General features: G+C 54.1%; 14 protein-coding genes. 10 read left to right on the plus strand and 4 right to left on the minus strand.

What is annotated here, in order from left to right; genetic code table 11:
* Both PVT68_RS17310 and PVT68_RS17315 read left to right on the plus strand, forming a co-directional pair.
* Positions 1 to 2,544 (plus strand): family 20 glycosylhydrolase, encoded by a 2,544-nt coding sequence (locus tag PVT68_RS17310; RefSeq protein WP_280320301.1) that lies wholly within the window; start codon positions 1 to 3, stop codon positions 2,542 to 2,544.
* Between the two features lie 61 nt (positions 2,545 to 2,605).
* Positions 2,606 to 4,171 (plus strand): tetratricopeptide repeat-containing sulfotransferase family protein, encoded by a 1,566-nt coding sequence (locus PVT68_RS17315; protein ID WP_280320303.1) that lies wholly within the window; start codon positions 2,606 to 2,608, stop codon positions 4,169 to 4,171.
* A gap of 97 nt (positions 4,172 to 4,268) precedes the next feature.
* Here PVT68_RS17315 and PVT68_RS17320 read toward each other — a convergent pair whose 3' ends face one another.
* Complete coding sequence (locus PVT68_RS17320) at positions 4,269 to 5,393, minus strand: AraC family transcriptional regulator (protein ID WP_280320305.1); 1,125 nt, start codon at positions 5,391 to 5,393, stop codon at positions 4,269 to 4,271.
* A gap of 281 nt (positions 5,394 to 5,674) precedes the next feature.
* On the opposite strand from PVT68_RS17320, the gene PVT68_RS17325 reads away from it, so the two are divergent.
* Together PVT68_RS17325 and PVT68_RS17330 are read left to right on the plus strand one after the other, a co-directional pair.
* On the plus strand, positions 5,675 to 6,886 hold the full coding sequence (locus PVT68_RS17325) for a BaiN/RdsA family NAD(P)/FAD-dependent oxidoreductase (RefSeq protein WP_280320306.1): 1,212 nt from the start codon (positions 5,675 to 5,677) through the stop codon (positions 6,884 to 6,886).
* Positions 6,887 to 6,890: 4 nt separating this feature from the next.
* Positions 6,891 to 7,076, plus strand: coding sequence for a hypothetical protein (locus PVT68_RS17330; RefSeq protein ID WP_280320307.1), 186 nt, complete (start codon positions 6,891 to 6,893; stop codon positions 7,074 to 7,076).
* A 124-nt stretch (positions 7,077 to 7,200) separates the two neighbouring features.
* Here the strand turns inward: PVT68_RS17330 and PVT68_RS17335 are convergent, their stop codons facing one another.
* Positions 7,201 to 9,501, minus strand: a complete 2,301-nt coding sequence (locus PVT68_RS17335) for a S46 family peptidase (RefSeq protein WP_328517456.1) — start codon at positions 9,499 to 9,501, stop codon at positions 7,201 to 7,203.
* A 240-nt stretch (positions 9,502 to 9,741) separates the two neighbouring features.
* On the opposite strand from PVT68_RS17335, the gene PVT68_RS17340 reads away from it, so the two are divergent.
* Positions 9,742 to 9,969 carry a DUF3820 family protein gene (locus PVT68_RS17340; protein WP_280320308.1) on the plus strand — a complete coding sequence of 76 codons (228 nt, stop codon included), beginning with the start codon at positions 9,742 to 9,744 and terminating at the stop codon, positions 9,967 to 9,969.
* An 86-nt stretch (positions 9,970 to 10,055) separates the two neighbouring features.
* On the opposite strand, the gene PVT68_RS17345 is transcribed toward PVT68_RS17340, so the two are convergent.
* Both PVT68_RS17345 and gltA read right to left on the minus strand, forming a co-directional pair.
* The gene (locus PVT68_RS17345; RefSeq protein ID WP_280320309.1) at positions 10,056 to 10,331 is read right to left on the minus strand and encodes a hypothetical protein; all 276 of its coding nucleotides are present in this window, start codon (positions 10,329 to 10,331) and stop codon (positions 10,056 to 10,058) included.
* A 402-nt stretch (positions 10,332 to 10,733) separates the two neighbouring features.
* Positions 10,734 to 12,023, minus strand: coding sequence for a citrate synthase (gltA, locus tag PVT68_RS17350; protein ID WP_280320310.1), 1,290 nt, complete (start codon positions 12,021 to 12,023; stop codon positions 10,734 to 10,736).
* A gap of 660 nt (positions 12,024 to 12,683) precedes the next feature.
* Between gltA and sdhC the strand changes: the two genes are divergently transcribed.
* The 5 genes from sdhC (at position 12,684) to PVT68_RS17375 (ending at position 18,920) form a co-directional block, all read left to right on the plus strand.
* The gene (gene sdhC / locus PVT68_RS17355) at positions 12,684 to 13,058 is read left to right on the plus strand and encodes a succinate dehydrogenase, cytochrome b556 subunit (RefSeq protein ID WP_280320311.1); all 375 of its coding nucleotides are present in this window, start codon (positions 12,684 to 12,686) and stop codon (positions 13,056 to 13,058) included.
* Entirely contained in the window at positions 13,052 to 13,420 is a 369-nt protein-coding gene (sdhD, locus tag PVT68_RS17360) for a succinate dehydrogenase, hydrophobic membrane anchor protein (RefSeq protein WP_226662482.1), read from the plus strand. Before sdhC ends, sdhD begins: the two co-directional genes overlap by 7 nt.
* Before the next feature lie 3 nt (positions 13,421 to 13,423).
* Positions 13,424 to 15,196 carry a succinate dehydrogenase flavoprotein subunit gene (sdhA, locus tag PVT68_RS17365; RefSeq protein ID WP_280320315.1) on the plus strand — a complete coding sequence of 591 codons (1,773 nt, stop codon included), beginning with the start codon at positions 13,424 to 13,426 and terminating at the stop codon, positions 15,194 to 15,196.
* An 18-nt stretch (positions 15,197 to 15,214) separates the two neighbouring features.
* Entirely contained in the window at positions 15,215 to 15,919 is a 705-nt protein-coding gene (locus PVT68_RS17370) for a succinate dehydrogenase iron-sulfur subunit (protein ID WP_280320317.1), read from the plus strand.
* 175 nt (positions 15,920 to 16,094) lie between these two features.
* Positions 16,095 to 18,920: a 2-oxoglutarate dehydrogenase E1 component gene (locus PVT68_RS17375; RefSeq protein ID WP_280320319.1), complete on the plus strand. Its 2,826-nt coding sequence runs from the start codon at positions 16,095 to 16,097 to the stop codon at positions 18,918 to 18,920.
* The last annotated feature ends 78 nt before the right edge of the window (positions 18,921 to 18,998 follow it).

Below are 18,998 nucleotides of genomic sequence, written 5' to 3' on the forward strand. Positions count from 1 at the left end.
ATGATTATAAATAAGGCGAAATTTATATTTTCCCTGCTGATTTTGGTCGGAACCTCGAAGCTGTGTCTGGCGACAGACTATGAGACTTTGGCGGCTGATGCCAAGATACGTTTTGGTGTCGTTAGCAACTTCTCAGAGAGCGGAAAGTTCAGGTCATTTCTTGAAATAGAGAATGGCTCTGATGTGTCAATACCAAAAGGGAAAAGCGATTGGTCGATATATTTTCACTTCGTCAGGACGATAACGGATGTGGAAAGCGATGAGGTAGACCTTGAAAATATTCAAGGTGATCTTTATCGATTGACCCCTCGCGAGAATTTCTCAGGAGTTGATCGCGGAGATAAGTATCGGGTTTTTTACCAGTCTGTCGGGCACATCGCCAGTTATGCGTATTTTATGCCTAACGTGTTCATTGTTGGTGAATCCGGGAACCCGTTTGTCTTCAAGAATACCGCAACGGAAGAATATAGCCAGTATACCTACCCGATCGAGAAACCAGAGCAGTATCTCAGGTTTGATCAGGATCAATATCACTTGGTAACCCCTGAGCGGCGATATGAAGCAGCATATAATGCCGAGCTTGATCCGAACGTAATTTCGATTATTCCTACTCCACGGGAAATGTATACCAGTAGAGGTCAAATCGACCTTACCGGGGAATGGAGTATTCGACAGGCGGGTGGTTTACAGTTTGAATCGGAATACCTGCAGAAGCAGCTCAATTTCAGTGGTGTAACGGTTGAGATAACTGATTCCAAAGAGGCCGAGAAAACGATCAGCCTTGTGGTGTCTGATACTGTAACCGACAGTGAGTCCTACGAACTGGATATAAAGAGCGATCGGATAACCATTGTCGGCGGATCGAGGGCGGGTGTTTTCTACGGAGTACAAAGCCTGCTCAGTCTGGTTCCGGCAGAGAACCCTCAGGGGTTGGTAAAGATTCCCGCCGTGCGCGTATTTGATGCCCCACGCTATAAGTGGCGCGGCATGCACTACGATATCGCGAGAAATTTTCATGGCAAATCCGCAATTTTAAGGCTTATAGAGCAAATGGGGCGCTACAAGCTGAATCGCCTCCACCTGCACTTAACCGATGATGAAGGATGGCGTATTGAGATCCCTGGATTGCCGGAATTGACCGACATTGGGGCTTCCCGTTGCTTTGACTTGTCGGAGCAGCATTGCCTGTTGACGCAGCTTGGCACCGGACCCTATGGCGGCAATTCGGGAAGTGGTTCCCTTTCCCGGGAAGATTACATAGAAATTCTGAGATTTGCCAAAAACAGGAATATTCAGGTGATCCCGGAAATCGATATGCCGGGTCATGCTCGGGCAGCGACAGTGGCAATGAATGCGCGTTATCAACGCTTTCTCAGCAAGGGCGACAAGCGTGGTGCTGAAGAATATCTGTTAAGCGACCCGCAGGATAGGTCGGAATATACCTCGGTACAAAACTATACCGATAATGCGATCAATGTTTGTATGGACTCGACATACCGCTTTGTGAATAAGGTTGTCTATGAAATACAGAGAATGCATCGCGATGCGGGTGCTGCTTTAGATATCCTGCATATGGGCGGAGATGAGGTTGGCAAAGGTGCCTGGGCCAAGTCGCCGGTTTGCCAACAACTGTTTGATAAGCGTGATTCTCAGGTGGTCGGTGTCGATGACCTCAAGGCATATTTCGTCAGTAAGGTTTCTGCGATCGCTGATAGGCGCGGTATTTCCATCATGGGCTGGGAAGATGGCCTCATGTACGATAAAAATACCCCTTTTCCGAAATCATTGATCTCCGGAGATCGTGTTATCGCGAATGCTTGGGACAATATCTGGGAATACGGCGTGTCTGATCGGGCCTATATTCTTGCCAATGCCGGATATGACGTTGTACTTTCATCCGCCACCCATTTGTATTTTGACCATCCTTACGAGACGAATCCGCACAACCGGGGTTACCACTGGGCCACACGTTATACCGATATTGAGAAAGTGTTTTCTTTTATGCCGGATGATCTCTATGCAAATGCAGATCGTACTCTTGGTGGCCGGAACGTTGAAAATCTAGATGATCTTGCCAATAAAGTGCATGAAAAACTGATTGCACCGGAGCGAATTCTGGGGATACAGGGGCAGCTCTGGACAGAAACCATACGTACCGAACATCAGGTTGAAGAAATGATTTTCCCGCGATTGATTGCACTTGCTGAGCGCGCATGGCATGAGGCTGCGTGGGAAAGTAAGGGACCGAAAGGTGAATCCTACGCGGGAGACTGGTCGAGTTTCCTGTCTTCCCTGGTTGTCAAGGATCTCCCGAAACTGGATCAGCGAGATGTTCATTTTTATGTGCCTCCGCCTGGTTTGAAGCTATTCGGTAATCGCGTGTTTCCGAAAAGTGTCATTCCGGGTCTGAAGATTGAATTCAGTCTCGATGAGGGGGAAACTTGGCAGATGTACAGTGAGCAGTTTGTCGAGCCAACCAAACAGTTAAGGTTCCGCGCTCGTCTGGGGGGACAGGTAAGTCGCCCCGTAGGGATGACGTTGTGAAACGATCAGCTTCGCCCGGACCGAATGTTCCTCGGATTAGAGAGTTTTTGAAGGTTTGAGTATGAGCTTGGCGGAGATGGCGCATTTAGCCCAACAGCAGTTAGTCGAACAACGGGATCAGGAGGCGTACCAGACACTGGCAACCCTTCTTAAGTGCGATCCTTCCAATGCCAATGCTTATTACCTGTTAAGCCATATTGCGCACAAATTTCGGAATTATTCCAAGGAGGTGGAGTTGCTGTCGCAGGCACTCCGCCTGGAGCCCGATAGCCTGCGCTATAAAGTCTTTTTGGCGAGGGCAATGGCATTTTACGGCGATGGCAACCGGGCCAAATCCGCACTCGATCAGATAGACCTGAGCCTGATCGAAGACGTCGATTTAGTGGATGCGGTAGCAACGACGTATAACCGACTGTATCTGTACACTGAGGCCTGTCGAGGTTACGAGAAACTGGTGGGAATGAAGGGCATAAGTGCCTCTTCATGGTTCAATCTGGGAATCTGCTACAAATACGTAGGAAAATTTTCAAAATCCAGGGAGGCGCTCCTGCAGGCGATCGCTCTGCAGCCGAATTACTATAAAGCCCAGGCAGCACTTTCATCCCTTGGCGGTTGTGATGCCGATGACGCTCGTATCAGGGCGTTGCGCGAACTGCTTGAGCAAGCTCCGGGCAATGACTCCAGACTCCATATTGGACATGCTCTGGCGAGGGAGCTTGAAAGGGCAGGACACTACAGTGAATCCATCGATGTCCTGAACAAGGCCAAATCGCCGGAGAAAGTCCGGCTCAGTTATGCTTTTTCCTCTGACCAGTCTGTTTTTGCCAAAGTTCACCAGAATCTGGTTGCGATAAAATCCCCCTCTAATCACAAGGTTCAGACAGTAAAAGATATCTTTATCGTAGGAATGCCTCGAACCGGAACCACATTACTTGACCGTATCCTGTCAGGTCTTGCTGGCGTTGTTTCCGGTGGTGAGCTGTACAACTTCAATATGGCATTTAAAAAAGTCATGAACCTGAATGGCCGAGAGTTTGCTTCCCCCACTGATCTGGAGATAAACAATGCGTCTAAATTCAAGCAGATTGGAGATCTGTATGAGGAGACGACAGCTTACCTGAGAACAGGGAAGGTTCTTACCAATAAGCTGCCCGTAAATTTTTTGTACGCCCAACAGATAATGGAGTCTCTGCCCGATTCGATTATTATCTGCCTTGACAGGCATCCTCTGGATACGATTGTGGGCAACTTTCGCCAGCTATTCAGCTTTGATGACGCCGCGTACCGATATACGCTTGATCTGCAAGATATCGCAAAATATTACCTGTCGTTTAAACAGTTAACTGAATGTCTTGCAGATGTTTACCGTAAGCGGTTTTACGTCCTGAACTACGAGATGCTGGTGTCAAGCCCGGAAACAGAGGTCAGGAAGCTGCTCAGTTTCTGTGGGCTCCCTTGGGAACCGGGTTGCCTGAATATTGAAGCGAACCATACCCCGGTTGCCACGGCAAGCTCTGTTCAGGTGAGGGAGGGGATTCACTCCAAATCCATAGGACAATGGCGCAGATATCAAGGCTGCTTGTCAGAAGCCGCAGCGATTCTGTTGGATGGCCGTATTTCTCTCTGAAGCTTTTACGTCGGCATTAAGCCGTATCTAATCTTAAGAGCTAACTCTACGGGGAAATTTCACTTTGAAATTGCCCCGTCTCTTTCTGTGAGGACCGCTAACTTAAGCTTTTCTTTCGGAATTCCGTGGGTGACTCCCCCGTGAGGCGTTTGAAAAACCGCTGGAAGGAGGATTTACTGTTAAAACCGGATTCCAGCAGGATTTCCATGACCGACATATCCAGGTGATTTTCGTCACTCAGATAGCGCTTTGCCTCCTCCACTCGATAGGAATTGATGAACTCAAAGAAGTTTGTGCCAAAGGCCCTGTTGATGGCAAAGGATACATCCCGGTAGGGGAGACCAATCTTTTCCGAGAACTGTTCAACGTTGATGTTGGGCTGTAAGTACAGCTTTTCCTCTTTGATTCCCCGCATGATCTTGGCAACCAGGCTCGCAATTTTTTCACTGGGGTTGAGGGGCTGATCTTGTTTCTCCTCGGTCTTGGCCGCGGTAAGTTTTGGAGACAAAGCCACACTGTAGAAAAAGATACCAATAAGCAGAATAAAGTTGATGTAGTTGTCCGTGACTCCGTAAGGCAATCTGTACATGACGGCGAGAAAGCTGAGCGTCAGGGACCAGAGCGCGGACGCTATATAGGCGCCTGTCAGTAAATAGAGCCAGATAATAGGTTCGAGATTTACTGAAGAGTTTTGAGTGAATACCACTTTTTGATAACGCCAGACGACCCATAGTGCGTAAGCGAAATAAGCGAAAGGTACAACCTTGATAAACCACAAGCTGTAGTCGATAGCGCGATAGGTAGGGTTGTCGAGACCAAAGGTGTCGAGCCTCAAAAGATTCAGGTCGATGCCAAAATATACGATAACAGCTGCAATGATCGCAGCGGGTATCAAATGCAGCCAGTGATATCGTTGCAGTCGAAAATTGTCATCTGTAATACTGCTGACGTAGAGCATCAAACTCGGGCCTTTCAACAGGGCTGCGACAGTATATAAGTAAGGTGTGGCGGTCAGGATAGCTTCGCTTTTCGGAATGTATTCGTTCCAAATCAGCAGAATGCCAATATCGAAAATGGCAATGCACAGGAAGAATACAGCCAGCAGATATTTGGAAAGATGATTTTTTGTTGTGTAGAGTGGCTGGGATATGGCCAGGACGATGCTTAGGCCTATAGATAGAATAAGAATTACATCGTTAATATTAAAGTAGGTTTCGGTCATTACTATGGTGGTCGTCAACGTATTATTTGGCGCAAAGTATACCAGTGGCACTCCTGATGAGCATCAATCGGACTTGTCGGTTATCCAGAGCCCGTTGGCGGTCCGCGCGGTATGGCGAGGAGCACTTTGCGTACTGCAAATCGCCGGAAATTCTGATACTTTAGCGGCCAGTTTCATTGAGTGCCCTCAAGCCCTCGATCATTAGACGACTGGCGGGTCCGCCATCAAACTGTTGGCCACAGCCGACATGTTTTCCAGACTTGAGTGTTTACCGCTTGCCTATGAGTGACTCTTCCTCCAGCTTTTTACCCGGAACTGTAGATGTACTTGTGATTGGCGCTGGCGCCGCTGGCTTGATGTGTGCTTCGGTGGCGGGTAAGCGCGGACGCAGTGTGCTGGTATTGGATCACGCCAATAAGGTCGGCAAGAAAATTTTGATGTCCGGTGGTGGGCGCTGCAACTTCACCAATCTGTATACATCGCCGGATAACTTCTACGGCGTAAATCCCCATTTCTGTAAATCCGCCCTGGCACGCTATACCCAGTGGGACTTTATCGCGCTGGTGGAAAAGCACGGTATCCCCTACCACGAGAAAACCCTCGGCCAGCTGTTCTGTGACAACAGCTCCCGGGATGTTGTCGACCTCTTGCTGTCGGAGTGTCGCGAAGCCAGGGCCCAGGTCCGCACTCGTTGTGAAATTCAGCGTATCGAACCTCTGCAGGTCAAAGGTTTTGAGGTGCACACTTCATTGGGAAGGGTGGTGTGCGAATCCCTGGTCATCGCCACCGGCGGCCTGTCGATCCCGACGATGGGTGCCACCGGTTTTGGTTATGAAATTGCGCGGCAGTTCGGCCACAATATCATTCCCACACGTGCCGCGCTGGTTCCCTTTACCCTGAATAAACGCGCACTTGCTCGGCAGCAGGAATTGCCGGGCACCTCCCTGGCGGTCAATGCCAGTTGTGCGCTGGGGCATTTTCATGAGCAGATGCTGTTTACCCACAAAGGATTGAGTGGTCCGGCCGTGTTGCAGATTTCCAGTCACTGGAAAGAGGGGATGCCGGTTACGTTTGACCTGGCTCCTGGGCTGAATTTATCCGGGTGGCTTACCGAGCAGCGTGGCAAGAAGCAGGAGAGCTTTCTGCATACGGTACTGGCGGAGCTGTGGAGCAAAAAGCTGGTTCAGTTCTTGCTGCAAAGAAATGCTCTGCAAAGCAAGCCGTTGAAGCAGTATGGGGATGGTGAATTGCGGGACCTGGGTGAAAAACTACAGACCTGGACGCTGATTCCGGAAGGTACAGAAGGTTATCGTACCGCAGAGGTTACATTGGGCGGGGTGAATACCGATGAAGTTTCGTCGCGTAGTATGGAAAGTATGAAACAGCCGGGCCTGTATTTTATTGGTGAAGTACTGGATGTCACCGGCTGGCTTGGTGGTTTCAATTTCCAGTGGGCCTGGGCGTCTGCGCATGCCGCAGGAGGGGAGGTTTAATACGATGGGCAACGTACTGCCATTTAAACGCAAAACTGCTTGGGAAAAGCACAAAGGCAGCAGTCTGTGTCGCGACGGCTTCCACAAATGGAAAGTGGTTACCGAGCGCAAGTTTGATGTGAAGCAGGGAAAGCTGGTAACCGAGTACTGTTGCCAGCGCTGTGGGAAAACCAAGACCGAACTTTTGTAAGCTACCGCCATGCCGGCGCAGGCCGGCATCCAGGTTGATGGCACAGTGGCTTGCTGTGCCTCCTGGTGCTGGATCCCGGATCGAGTCCGGGATGACGGTCATTTTATCGAGAAAATAGCAGCACTTATTGAGCTGTGTCGCCCTTGGGCGCAGCCACACCCATCTCCTCCAGCAGATTATCTGCGTGGTCCACCTTCTCCATTACCCACAGCATGTATTCCACATCCACATGGATGGCGCGGGTGTTGTCGTTGAAGTCCCAGTCCGCATTAATGCTGTCGTAGGTACCATCGAACACCAGGCCGATCAGTTCACCCTTGCCGTTCATGGTGGCGGAGCCGGAGTTGCCGCCGGTGATGTCGACGGTGCTGAGGAAGTTTACCGGAACGGAGTCCAGTTTCTCATCGTAGAAACGACCGTAGTCCTTGTTTTTGATCGCATCCAGTTCTGCCTGGGGCGCATCGAACGGGTCTTTGCCGGTGTACTTGGCCTCGATACCGCGCAGAGTGGTGAAGGGTACGAAGCCATCCTTTCCGTCGTTACCATCGGCTGGGCCTTTGATGGTGCCGGCAGGCGGGGTGTAACCTTTTACCAGACCGTAAGTGAGGCGCAGGGAGCTGTTGGCATCCGGGTAAACCGGTTTGCCCTGCTCGTTGTAGTAGGCGATCAGCAGGTCCATGTACTGCGGGCGCAGTTCCGCGAAGCGACCGGCCATGGCCTTGTCGCGCTCTTCGATCGCAATGCGGTCATCGTAAGTATTGATGGCCAGCTGGATAAACGGATCGTCGCTGTTGCGGAAGTCTTCCGGGGATTTATCCATCCAGGCCAAACGGGTCTCGGTATCAGTGAGGCCGGTGGCTTCGTACATGGCGCTGAGTTTCTGCTGTAATACATCGCCATTCAGTTCACCAGCAAAGTATTTGTCGAAGCTTTCCATGTGCTGGTCTTGCGGCAGCGCATTGTATCGCTCGACAAAGTAGGTCCACACGGCCTGATCCACACTCGGCTCGAAATTGCGCTCATACCGCTTCATGCTTTCGGTAAAGCGGGTCATATCGCGATCCTGGTAACCGGGTTCGCGCTCCATGTTTGGCTTCTGTTTTTCCAGGCTCAGGCGATACAGGCGTTGCGCAGCACTCAACATGGCGGAGCGATTCATGTATCCCAGCAGCAGATCCCGCTCTTGGGTGGACTGCTTTTCGGTAATCAGCTGCTGCAGATCGGCGATCACGGAAGCGTATTTCTGGTTGTTTTCCGGATTGGCCTCGATCCATGCCTGCAGGTCTTTTTCCAGCTGCTGTTTACGGCTCAGGAGGTCACTGCGATTGTAGCCTTCCATCATGCCGGTGAAGTTTTTGGAGTAGTTGTTCAGGCCGGCAACCTGACCTGCGTATTTGAGCGCGGCGTCCTTGTTGTTCTCGGTGGCGTTACCGATCACTTCCGACCACTCCGCCAGCACTTTCTGCATGGTGGGGTAGTACCAGGTGAAGTTGTTGTTCACTTCTTCCGCGGTGCGGTAGCGGTTGGTGCGCCCCGGGTAACCGGCAACCATGACAAAGTCACCTTCCTGTGGTCCCTGGGTAGCGACTTTCAGGAAATGTTTCGGCGCATAGGGCACGTTGTCTTTGGAGAAGTCTGCCGGCTTGCCTTCCGGGCTTACATAGGCGCGAAGGAAAGAGTAATCGCCGGTGTGGCGTGGCCACATCCAGTTGTCGATATCACCGCCGAATTTGCCAATGGAGGATGCCGGTGCATGGACCAGACGCACGTCTCGGATAGCGAGCTGCTTGATCAGGTAATAGCTGGCGCCACCGTAGTAGCTATAGACCTCACAGCGGTGGCCTGGGTCAGATTCACAATCTGCAACGAGGGCCTTTTCTGCGTCTTCAATGGCTTTGAATCGGGTCGCCCCGTCCATGTCATCGCTGAGCGTGCTGTTGATCTTGTCGGTGACTTCGTTCATGTCGACGGTGACATAAATACGCGAGCCTGGGGCTGCGGGCAGTTCTTCTTGTCGTGTTTTGGCAAGAAAGCCGTTCGCCAGCAGATCGTTGTCTTCGGTGGAATTGTAGGAAATGGAACCGTAAGCGCAGTGGTGGTTGGTGGCCACCAGACCCTGTGGGGAAACAAAGGATGCGGAACAACCGCCCAGGCTCACCACAGCATTCATCGGGAACTTGGTCAGATCCGTCATGGTTTTCGGGTCCAGCTCCAGTCCGAGGCTTTGCAGCTTGTCGCCCAGTTCTGGTAACTGGCGGGGCATCCACATACCTTCCGTGGATACACTGTCTGTGGCCGCAATGGGGGCGGACGCAGTGGTGCTTTCAGGCGCGCTTTGGGTATTGGGTTTGCCACAGGCGGTGAGCAGGGCAAGGCTCAGGGATAGGCCAATGGCCTGGTTCAGGGGGATGCGTTTATGTTTCACAGGAAATCCTTCTGCGGTTGTAAGGTCACGCAAGGTAACGATTCAAAATGCAATGGTTAACTTTTGTGCGGCGCTGGAGTTGGAGGCAAAGCGCGCCACGGGCCGCGAATACTGGCACAACAGCCACGGTGGTAAAACACTGCAAAAGCTAATTCGACGTCTCGGTGAGTTGTGGTGTGATCAGTGTAGAATGCCCGTCCGGAGTTTGTTTTCGATCCGGTATCAGAGGTCAGAGGCCGAATGGCAGGGGGCGATTTGGAAAAGCAGGATTTACTGGATATTGCCCGTACACCCATGCCGTTTGGAAAGTACGCAGGCCGGCTACTCATTGACCTGCCGGAGGAATATCTACTCTGGTTTGCCAAGAAGGGCTTTCCCAGGGGGCGCCTGGGACAGCTGATGGCGATAACTCTGGAGATAAAAATTGAAGGCCTGGAAGGATTGATCAAGCCCTTGAAGGCGCAGTGAACCAAAGCGCAGTGAACCAAAGCGCAGTGAACCCTTTTGGGGTCCACTGCGGTAATGTTCTTTTTGGGGAAGCCTTCCTGATCGGTTTAGTAACGCTCGTAAACGCGACGGCCGTTGCTGTCGTAGTAGTAGCGCCGCTTTTTCTCACGATCGTAGAGCCAGCCTCCAACACCGCCCAGCGCCGCGCCCACAGCGGCGCCGCCTACCTTACCACCGGTCACCAGTGCGCCGGTTACCGCGCCGATTCCAATACCTGTGCCAACTCGACGGTCGGTATTGCTCATGTTGGCGCAGCCGGCGGTTGTCAGGGTGAAGGCCAGTGCTGAGACCAGGCCTGTGCGTTTGATAGCTCGAAACTGCATAAAAAACTCCGCTTGTCTCGGGAATTGCCCGTGGAGTTTATGGTGGCGCAAGGGTGAGTCCCAGCAATTGAATCCTCAGTGAAAATATTTGGGCCGCGCAGGCTGGACACTATACTGGTAACAGCCCGGGTAGACTCCCCCATCGCAAGACGAGGTGGAGTGCCAAGAAAAAGCGGTCCGTAACGGAGACTGAGCACGTACGTAAATAGGCCCACAGCGGGTGACCACTGGTCGGAGTGTTGACTTCAGCGAGTGAAAGAGCGGGATGTTTCAGTCAGCTTGATTGGGTAAAAAGGGGTGAGCGGTCGATAAACTATCGGCCGCTTTCTGTTTTCAGGCATAAAAAAACCCGGCAATTGCCGGGTTTTTTTATGCTCTGGTGTTCTATGCGATGCGAATCGCTTAGCGGCTTTCCAGAGAAACGTAGTCGCGCGTGGTGTAGCCGGTGTAAAGCTGACGCGGACGGCCGATCTTGTACGGGTTGGAGATCATCTCGTTCCAGTGCGCAATCCAGCCAGCGGTACGGCCAGTAGCGAAGATCACGGTGAACATATCGGTAGGAATACCGATGGCCTTCATGATGATACCGGAGTAGAAGTCTACGTTCGGATAGAGTTTCTTCTCCACGAAGTACTCATCTTCCAGCGCGATTTTCTCCAGTTTCTTGGCGATACGCAGCAGCGGATCGTTCTCGGCACCCATGGCACCCAGTACTTCGTCGCAAATGCCCTGCATCACACGGGAGCGCGGGTCGAAGTTTTTGTATACGCGGTGGCCAAAGCCCATCAGACGGAACGGATCGTTCTTATCCTTGGCTTTGGCGACGTACTCGTCGATACGGCTTTCATCGCCAATCTCTTCCAGCATGTTCAGAACCGCTTCGTTGGCGCCGCCGTGCGCCGGGCCCCACAGGGTGGCGATACCAGAGGAGATACACGCGAAGGGGTTGGCACCAGAGGAGCCGGCCAGACGCACAGTGGAAGTCGAGGCGTTCTGCTCGTGGTCGGCGTGCAGCAGGAAGATCACGTCCATGGCCTTGGCCACGACCGGGTCGATTTTGCTCGGCTCACAGGGGTTTCCGAACATCATGTGCAGGAAGTTCTCGGAGTAGCTCAGGCTGTTGTCCGGGTACATGAACGGCTGGCCTTTGCTGTGCTTGTAGCACATGGCTGCCAGGGTTGGCATTTTGGCGATCAGGCGGTCAGCGGAAATCTTGCGGTGTTCCGGATCGGTGATATCGAGGGAGTCGTGGTAGAAAGAGGCGAGGGCGCCGACAACACCACACATCATGGCCATCGGGTGGGCGTCGTAGCGGAAGCCCTTGAAAAAGTTGACCAGTGATTCATGCACCATGGTGTGGTTCATGATGCCGTTGACGTATTCCTTCTTCTGCTCTGCCGTGGGCAGCTCGCCGTTCATCAGCAGGTAGCAGGTTTCCAGATAGTCAGACTTCTCCGCCAGCTGTTCGATGGGGTAGCCGCGGTGCAGCAGAACGCCCTTGGCGCCATCGATATAGGTGATTTTGGATTCACAGGAGGCGGTGGACATGAAGCCCGGGTCATAGGTAAACAGGCCCTTGCTTGCCAGGCCGCTGACATCGACAACGTCAGGACCGGTAGTGCCAGAGTAGACCGGAAGATCCAGAGGGGCGTCGATACCGTCGACCGTTAGTTGAGCTTTCTTGTCGGACATTGTGGACTCCTAAAAACTATTCTTTTGCCAGCTTTTTTACTTCCACATAAATCACTGAATATTTGCAGTGATTCCACGGCCCGGGTAGGGGCTCGTTCCGCGCTCACCTGTGATCACCTTTTATAGGAAGGTGTACCACCGGTGTCGATTTCGTCGGTGCAAAACCCGGGAATTGCCGGATTCTACGGGTTCGGAGGGCCTTCGTTGGCGGCATCCGGACGCGGATATGGGGCTAGCGGGCTTTTGAGCGCGGCCAAACTTAAGTGCCGCGCCTCAAATTGTCAAACCAAATTGGCGAGGCTGATAGGTTTTACTACCACATGATGTTCCGCAATAGGCCAAGTCGGCAGGAAAATTGCCTGTTACGGAAGGGGTGTGTGCCGGACCCATTTGGGGGCACCTGATTGGGCGGATCATACCTTGGTCTATTGCCTGGCGCGGTTTCCAACTGATATAGGACGGATACCGGGAGCTAATCCGAGGGTTGGCGTTCGTTGTTTTTTGCAACTCGAATGCCTATAATCCGCGCGGCTTGCGCTGTGGTAAGGCCACTTTGTACGCAATCTCAACAGATTGTGTGTTTGGTGATCGGCAAGCTCGCCCGGTACATGCAAAATTAACGGGCGCCCCGTCTTTTCAGGGCAACAAGGTGTTTTTCCTGTGAACAAGAACAGACCTGTCAATTTAGACATTTCTACTATCAAGCTTCCTGTACCAGCGTTGGTATCCATTCTGCACCGTATTTCCGGTGTGGTGCTCTTCGCTGTAGTTGCGCTTCTTTTGTGCATGTTGGATTCCAGTCTGGAGTCTGAGCAGGGTTTTCATAAGGTAGCTGAGTTTTTTACCAGCGTTCCGGCCAAGCTCATTTTGTGGGCATCTCTGGCTGCGCTCATCTATCACCTGATCGCAGGTGTGCGCCACCTGATCATGGATCTGGGTGTTGGTGAGAGCCTGGAGGGTGGTCGCCGCGGTGCCATCGCTGTGCTGGTACTTTCAGTTGTACTCATTCTGCTGGCAGGAGTCCTGATATGGTAAAGGCAGTTACAGGTTTTGGTCGCAGTGGCCTTTACGACTGGTTTATTCAACGCGTCAGTGCCGTGGTGCTGGTGGCTTACACCCTCTTTATAGTGGGTTTTATTTTTCTCTCTAAAGATTTCAGCTACGCGAGCTGGTCAGCGTTGTTCGAGCAGCGCTGGGTGCGTGTATTCAGTCTGGTAGCTCTGATCTCCACAATTGCTCACGCCTGGATCGGCCTCTGGTCCGTGATTACCGACTACCTCACCAATCGCATGATGGGTGGCAAGGCTACCGTGCTGCGCATTCTGGTAGAGGTGCTGTTGGGGGCCGTCGCCGTGTTCTACGCGGTGTGGGGCATTGAAATTCTGTGGGGTGTGTAAGTTATGTCGAATATGCGAACAATTACCTTTGACGGTATCGTAATTGGCGGTGGCGGTGCGGGTATGCGCGCGGCCCTGCAGATGGCCCAGTCCGGTTTCAAGACTGCGGTAATCACCAAAGTATTCCCGACCCGTTCGCACACGGTTTCCGCCCAGGGCGGTATCACCTGTGCGATCGCAAGCGATGACCCCAATGACGACTGGCGCTGGCACATGTACGACACCGTCAAAGGTTCCGATTACATCGGTGACCAGGACGCGATCGAGTACATGTGTTCCGTAGGCCCGGAAGCGGTGTTCGAACTGGAGCACATGGGTCTGCCGTTCTCCCGTACCAAAGAAGGCCGCATCTATCAGCGTCCCTTCGGTGGCCAGTCCAAGGACTATGGCCGCGGTGGCCAGGCGGCGCGTACCTGCGCGGCGGCGGACCGTACCGGTCACGCTCTGCTGCACACCCTGTATCAGAACAACGTCAAGCACAATACCGTATTCCTGAACGAGTGGTTCGCGGTGGATCTGGTGAAGAACCAGGATGGCGTGGTTGTGGGTGTTATCGCCATCTGTATCGAAGATGGCGAAGTGGTCTTCATCAAGTCCAAGGCAACCGTGTTAGCCACCGGTGGTGCCGGCCGCATCTTCGCGTCCACCACCAATGCGCACATCAATACCGGTGACGGCGTGGGCATGGCCCTGCGCGCAGGCTTCCCGGTACAAGACATCGAAATGTGGCAGTTCCACCCCACCGGTATCGCCGGCGCTGGGGTACTGGTTACAGAAGGTTGTCGCGGTGAAGGCGGCTACCTGATCAACAAGGACGGCGAGCGTTTCATGGAGCGCTACGCGCCCAACGCGAAGGACCTGGCGTCCCGCGACGTGGTTGCCCGCTCCATGGTGTTGGAAATCCTCGACGGCCGCGGTGCCGGCCCGAATGGTGACCACGTATTCCTGAAGCTGGATCACCTGGGTGAAGAGCTGCTGCACAGCCGCCTGCCGGGTATCTGTGAGCTGGCCAAGACCTTTGCTCATGCCGACCCGGTTAAAGAGCCGATTCCGGTGGTTCCGACCTGCCACTACATGATGGGTGGTATCCCCACCAATGTTCACGGCCAGGCTCTGACCCAGGACGCGTCCGGCAACGACCAGGTCGTAGACGGTTTCTTCGCCTGTGGTGAGGTTGCCTGTGTATCCGTACACGGTGCCAACCGTCTGGGTGGCAACTCTCTGCTGGACCTGGTGGTATTCGGTCGCGCTTCCGGGCTGTTCATCGAGAAGGCGCTGCGCGAAGGTATCGAAGCTCGCGAAGCGAGTGACTCCGATATCGAAGCGGCGATGTCTCGCCTGAATCGTCTGGAAACCACCAACAACGGTGAGAAAGCGGCTGATTTGCGCACCGAGCTGCAGAACGTGATGCAGAACCACTTCGGTGTATTCCGTCGCGGCGACTACATGGCCGAGGGTGTGAAGAAGCTGGAAAGCCTGCGTGAGCGCATCGCCAACGTACGCCTGGACGACAAGTCTCGTGCATTCAATACCGCGCGTATCGAGGCACTGGAGCTGCAGAACCTACTGGAAGTGGCCGAAGCGACCGCGATTGCTGCGGAAGTGCGCACTGAGAGTCGCGGCGCTCACGCTCGCGAAGACTTCCAGGAGCGCGACGACGAGAACTGGCTGTGTCACTCCATGTTCTTCCCGGGTGAGAAGCGTGTCGGCAAGCGTGCGGTGAACTTTGCACCGAAAACCGTCGAAGCTTTCGAGCCGAAAGCACGTACTTATTAATTCGGGAGCGGAAACAATATGTTGAAAGTAAGCATTTACCGTTACAACCCGGAAACCGATTCTGCTCCTTACATGCAGGATTACGAGCTGGATACCCAGGGCAAAGACCTGATGGTGCTGGATGTGCTGGAACTGCTGAAAGCCCAGGACCCGAGCCTGGCTTTCCGTCGCTCCTGCCGTGAAGGTGTGTGCGGTTCCGACGGTATGAATATTTCCGGTAAGAATGGCCTTGCCTGTATCATGCCGATCTCCGAAGCAGCCCCGAAAGGCAAGCTGATCCTGCGCCCGCTGCCGGGTCTGCCGGTGATCCGCGACCTGGTTGTGGATATGGAGCAGTTCTACACCCAGTACAAGAAGATTGAACCCTTCCTGCAGAACAACTCTCCAGCGCCGGCGATCGAGCGTCTGCAGACCCCGGAAGAGCGTGAAAAGCTGGATGGCCTTTACGAGTGTATTCTCTGTGCCTGCTGTTCCACTGCGTGTCCGTCTTTCTGGTGGAACCCGGACAAGTTCATCGGGCCGGCTGGTCTGCTGCAAGCGTATCGCTTCCTGGCCGACAGCCGCGACGAAGCCACTGATGAGCGTCTCAGTAAACTGGACGATCCCTTCAGTGTCTTCCGCTGCCATGGTATCCAGAACTGCGTAAATGTATGTCCCAAGGGATTGAACCCCACCCGGGCCATTGGACATATCCGCAATATGCTGATCACTCGCGCCGTATAGGGAGCGGGTTTAGCCACCATAGATAATCACAATTAGGCCGACAGCAATGCAGGTGTCAGGCTTATACGAGAAAGGGGAGGTGTCTTTACAGCACCTCCCCTTTTGTGGGTGAAAAGACAGGAAAGAACGGCGCAGAATTTTAAGGGTGTGCGCCGTCAATTGAGGTAGGCAATTAATGCACGAAAGCACTATGGAGGAGCTCTGGCGCACTTCGCATATCTCCGGTGGTAACGCCGGATACGTGGAGGAGCTGTACGAGACCTATCTACACGACCCGAGCGGTGTACCGGATGAATGGCGCAGTTACTTCGATAGCCTGCCGCGGGTAAATGGGGGCGACGTCTCACATGCCGCCATTCGTCAGCATTTCGAGTTGCTGGCGAAAAACCGCACCCGCCCGCTGTCCGCACCCGGCGCCGGTTCCGTCAATGTGGAGCACGAGCGCAAGCAGATCAAAGTTCTGCAGCTGATCAATTCCTACCGCCACCGCGGCCACAAAAAAGCCACCCTGGACCCCCTGGGGTTGATGGCCCGTGAACAGGTGCCGGACCTGCAACTGAATTATCACGGTCTCACCGAAGGTGATTTTGACACCACCTTCCAAACCGGTGACCTGTACTTCACCAATGGCGAAGCCACACTGCGTGAAATCGTGCAGGGCCTGGAAAATACCTACTGCGGCACCCTCGGCGCTGAGATCATGCACCTGTCCAATCTGGACGAGCAGCAGTGGTTCCAGCAACGCCTGGAGCGCAGCCAGAGCAAGCCAACCTTTGGCAATGACATCCGCACTGAGATTCTGCAGCGCCTGTCTGCGGCAGAAGGCCTCGAGCGTCACCTGGATTCAAAGTATCCGGGCACCAAGCGTTTCGGCGTGGAAGGAGGCGAGAGCCTGATCCCGCTGATGGACGCGCTCATCCGTCGCTCCGGCACCTACGCGGTGAAAGAAATCGTCATCGGTATGGCGCACCGCGGCCGCCTGAATACCCTGGTCAATATTCTGGGCAAAAACCCGGCGGACCTGTTTGAAGAATTCGAAGGCAAGAAAACCCTCGATACTTCCGGCGACGTGAAGTACCACCAGGGTTTCTCTTCCAATGTGATGACCCCCGGTGGCGAAGTGCACCTGGCGTTGGCGTTCAACCCCTCGCACCTGGAAATCTGTGCCCCGGTGGTCGTCGGCTCCGTGCGTGCCCGTCAGGACCGCCGCGGCGACAGCACCGGCGAAAAGGTCATGCCGATCAATATCCATGGTGATGCCGCATTTGCCGGCCAGGGCGTGGTGCAGGAAACCCTGCAGATGTCCCAGACCCGTGGTTACTACACCGGCGGTACCATTCACCTGGTGCTGAACAACCAGGTGGGCTTCACCACCAGCAAGCGTGAAGACGCCCGCTCCACGGAATACTGTACCGACGTGGCGAAGATGATCGACGCCCCGGTACTGCATGTGAACGGCGATGATCCGGAAGCGGTGGTACTGGCCGGCCTGCTGGCCGTGGACTACCGCTACGAGTTCAAGAAAGACATCGTGATCGATCTCGTGTGTTACCGCCGTCGCGGCCACAACGAGACCGACGATCCCTCCGGCACCCAGCCGCTGATGTATCAGGCCATCCGCAAACAGAAAACCACCCGTACCCTGTACGCGGAAAAACTGATTGCCGAGGGTGTGCTGGACAAGGCCGCAGCAGATGCGCTGGCCAATGATTACCGGGACAAGCTGGACCGCGGTGAAGACGTGGCCACCGGTCTGGTAAAAGAGCCGGATTCCTCCATGTTTGTGGACTGGCGCCCCTACCTGAACCACGAATGGACCGCCGAAGGCGACACCAGCTTCCCGCTGACCAAGCTGAAGGACGTAGCCAACCGCATGACCACCGTGCCGGATGGCATTGTCATGCAGCGCCAGGTTTCCAAGATTTACGAAGACCGCCGCAAAATGGCCGGTGGCGCCCTGCCACTGAACTGGGGCATGGCGGAAACCCTCGCTTACGGCACCCTGCTGGAGCAGGGCTACATGGTCCGCTTCACCGGTGAAGATGTGGGTCGCGGTACCTTCTCTCACCGCCACGCGGTGCTGCACAGCCAGAAAGATGGCCAGAGCTACACTCCGCTGCAGCATATGTACGAAGGCCAGCCGCGCTTCGATATGTACGACTCACTACTGTCGGAAGAAGCGGTTCTGGCGTTCGAATACGGCTACGCCACCACCACCCCGAAATCCCTGGTGGTGTGGGAAGCGCAGTTCGGCGACTTCGCCAATGGCGCCCAGGTAGTGATCGACCAGTTCATCACTTCCGGTGAGCACAAGTGGGGCCGTATGTGTGGCCTGGTGATGCTGCTGCCGCACGGCTACGAAGGTCAGGGTCCGGAGCACTCCTCCGCACGCCTTGAGCGCTTCATGCAGCTGTGTGCAGAGCACAATATCCAGGTGTGTAATGCCACCACGCCGGCACAGATCTTCCACTTGCTGCGCCGTCAGGCAGTCCGCCCGATGCGCCGTCCGCTGGTCATCATGAGTCCGAAGTGGATTCTGCGTCACAAGCTGGCCACTTCCACCTTGGACGAGCTGGCCAATGGCCAGTTCCAGAATGTGATTCAGGACGAGGCGGTCGACCCGGCCAAGGTCAAACGCCTGGTCATCTGCTCCGGCAAGGTTTACTACCATCTGCTGGAAGCGCGCATGGAGCGTGAACAGGAAGAGGTAGCGTTTGTACGTCTGGAACAGCTGTATCCGTTCCCCGACGACGAATTCCTGGCTGCGGTTTCCGCATTCAAGAACATCGAAAGTGTCGCCTGGTGTCAGGAAGAGCCGATGAATCAGGGTGCCTGGTACTCAAGCCAGCACCACCTGCGTCGTCTGCTGAAAGAAGCACATCCGAAGCTGGAGCTGGAATATGTCGGCCGCGCAGCTTCTGCTGCACCGGCGGCGGGCTATATGTCCACCCATCTGGAAGAACAGAACACGTTCATCAATGAGGCGCTGACTGTCGAATAAGGCAGCAGTACAACGAAACAGGATGCGCTTCAAATCGTGAGGTTTGGGTTGCATCCAAGAGCAATCTCAGGAAACAGG

The sequence above is a fragment of the Microbulbifer bruguierae genome (assembly GCF_029869925.1).
Classification (GTDB): domain Bacteria; phylum Pseudomonadota; class Gammaproteobacteria; order Pseudomonadales; family Cellvibrionaceae; genus Microbulbifer; species Microbulbifer bruguierae.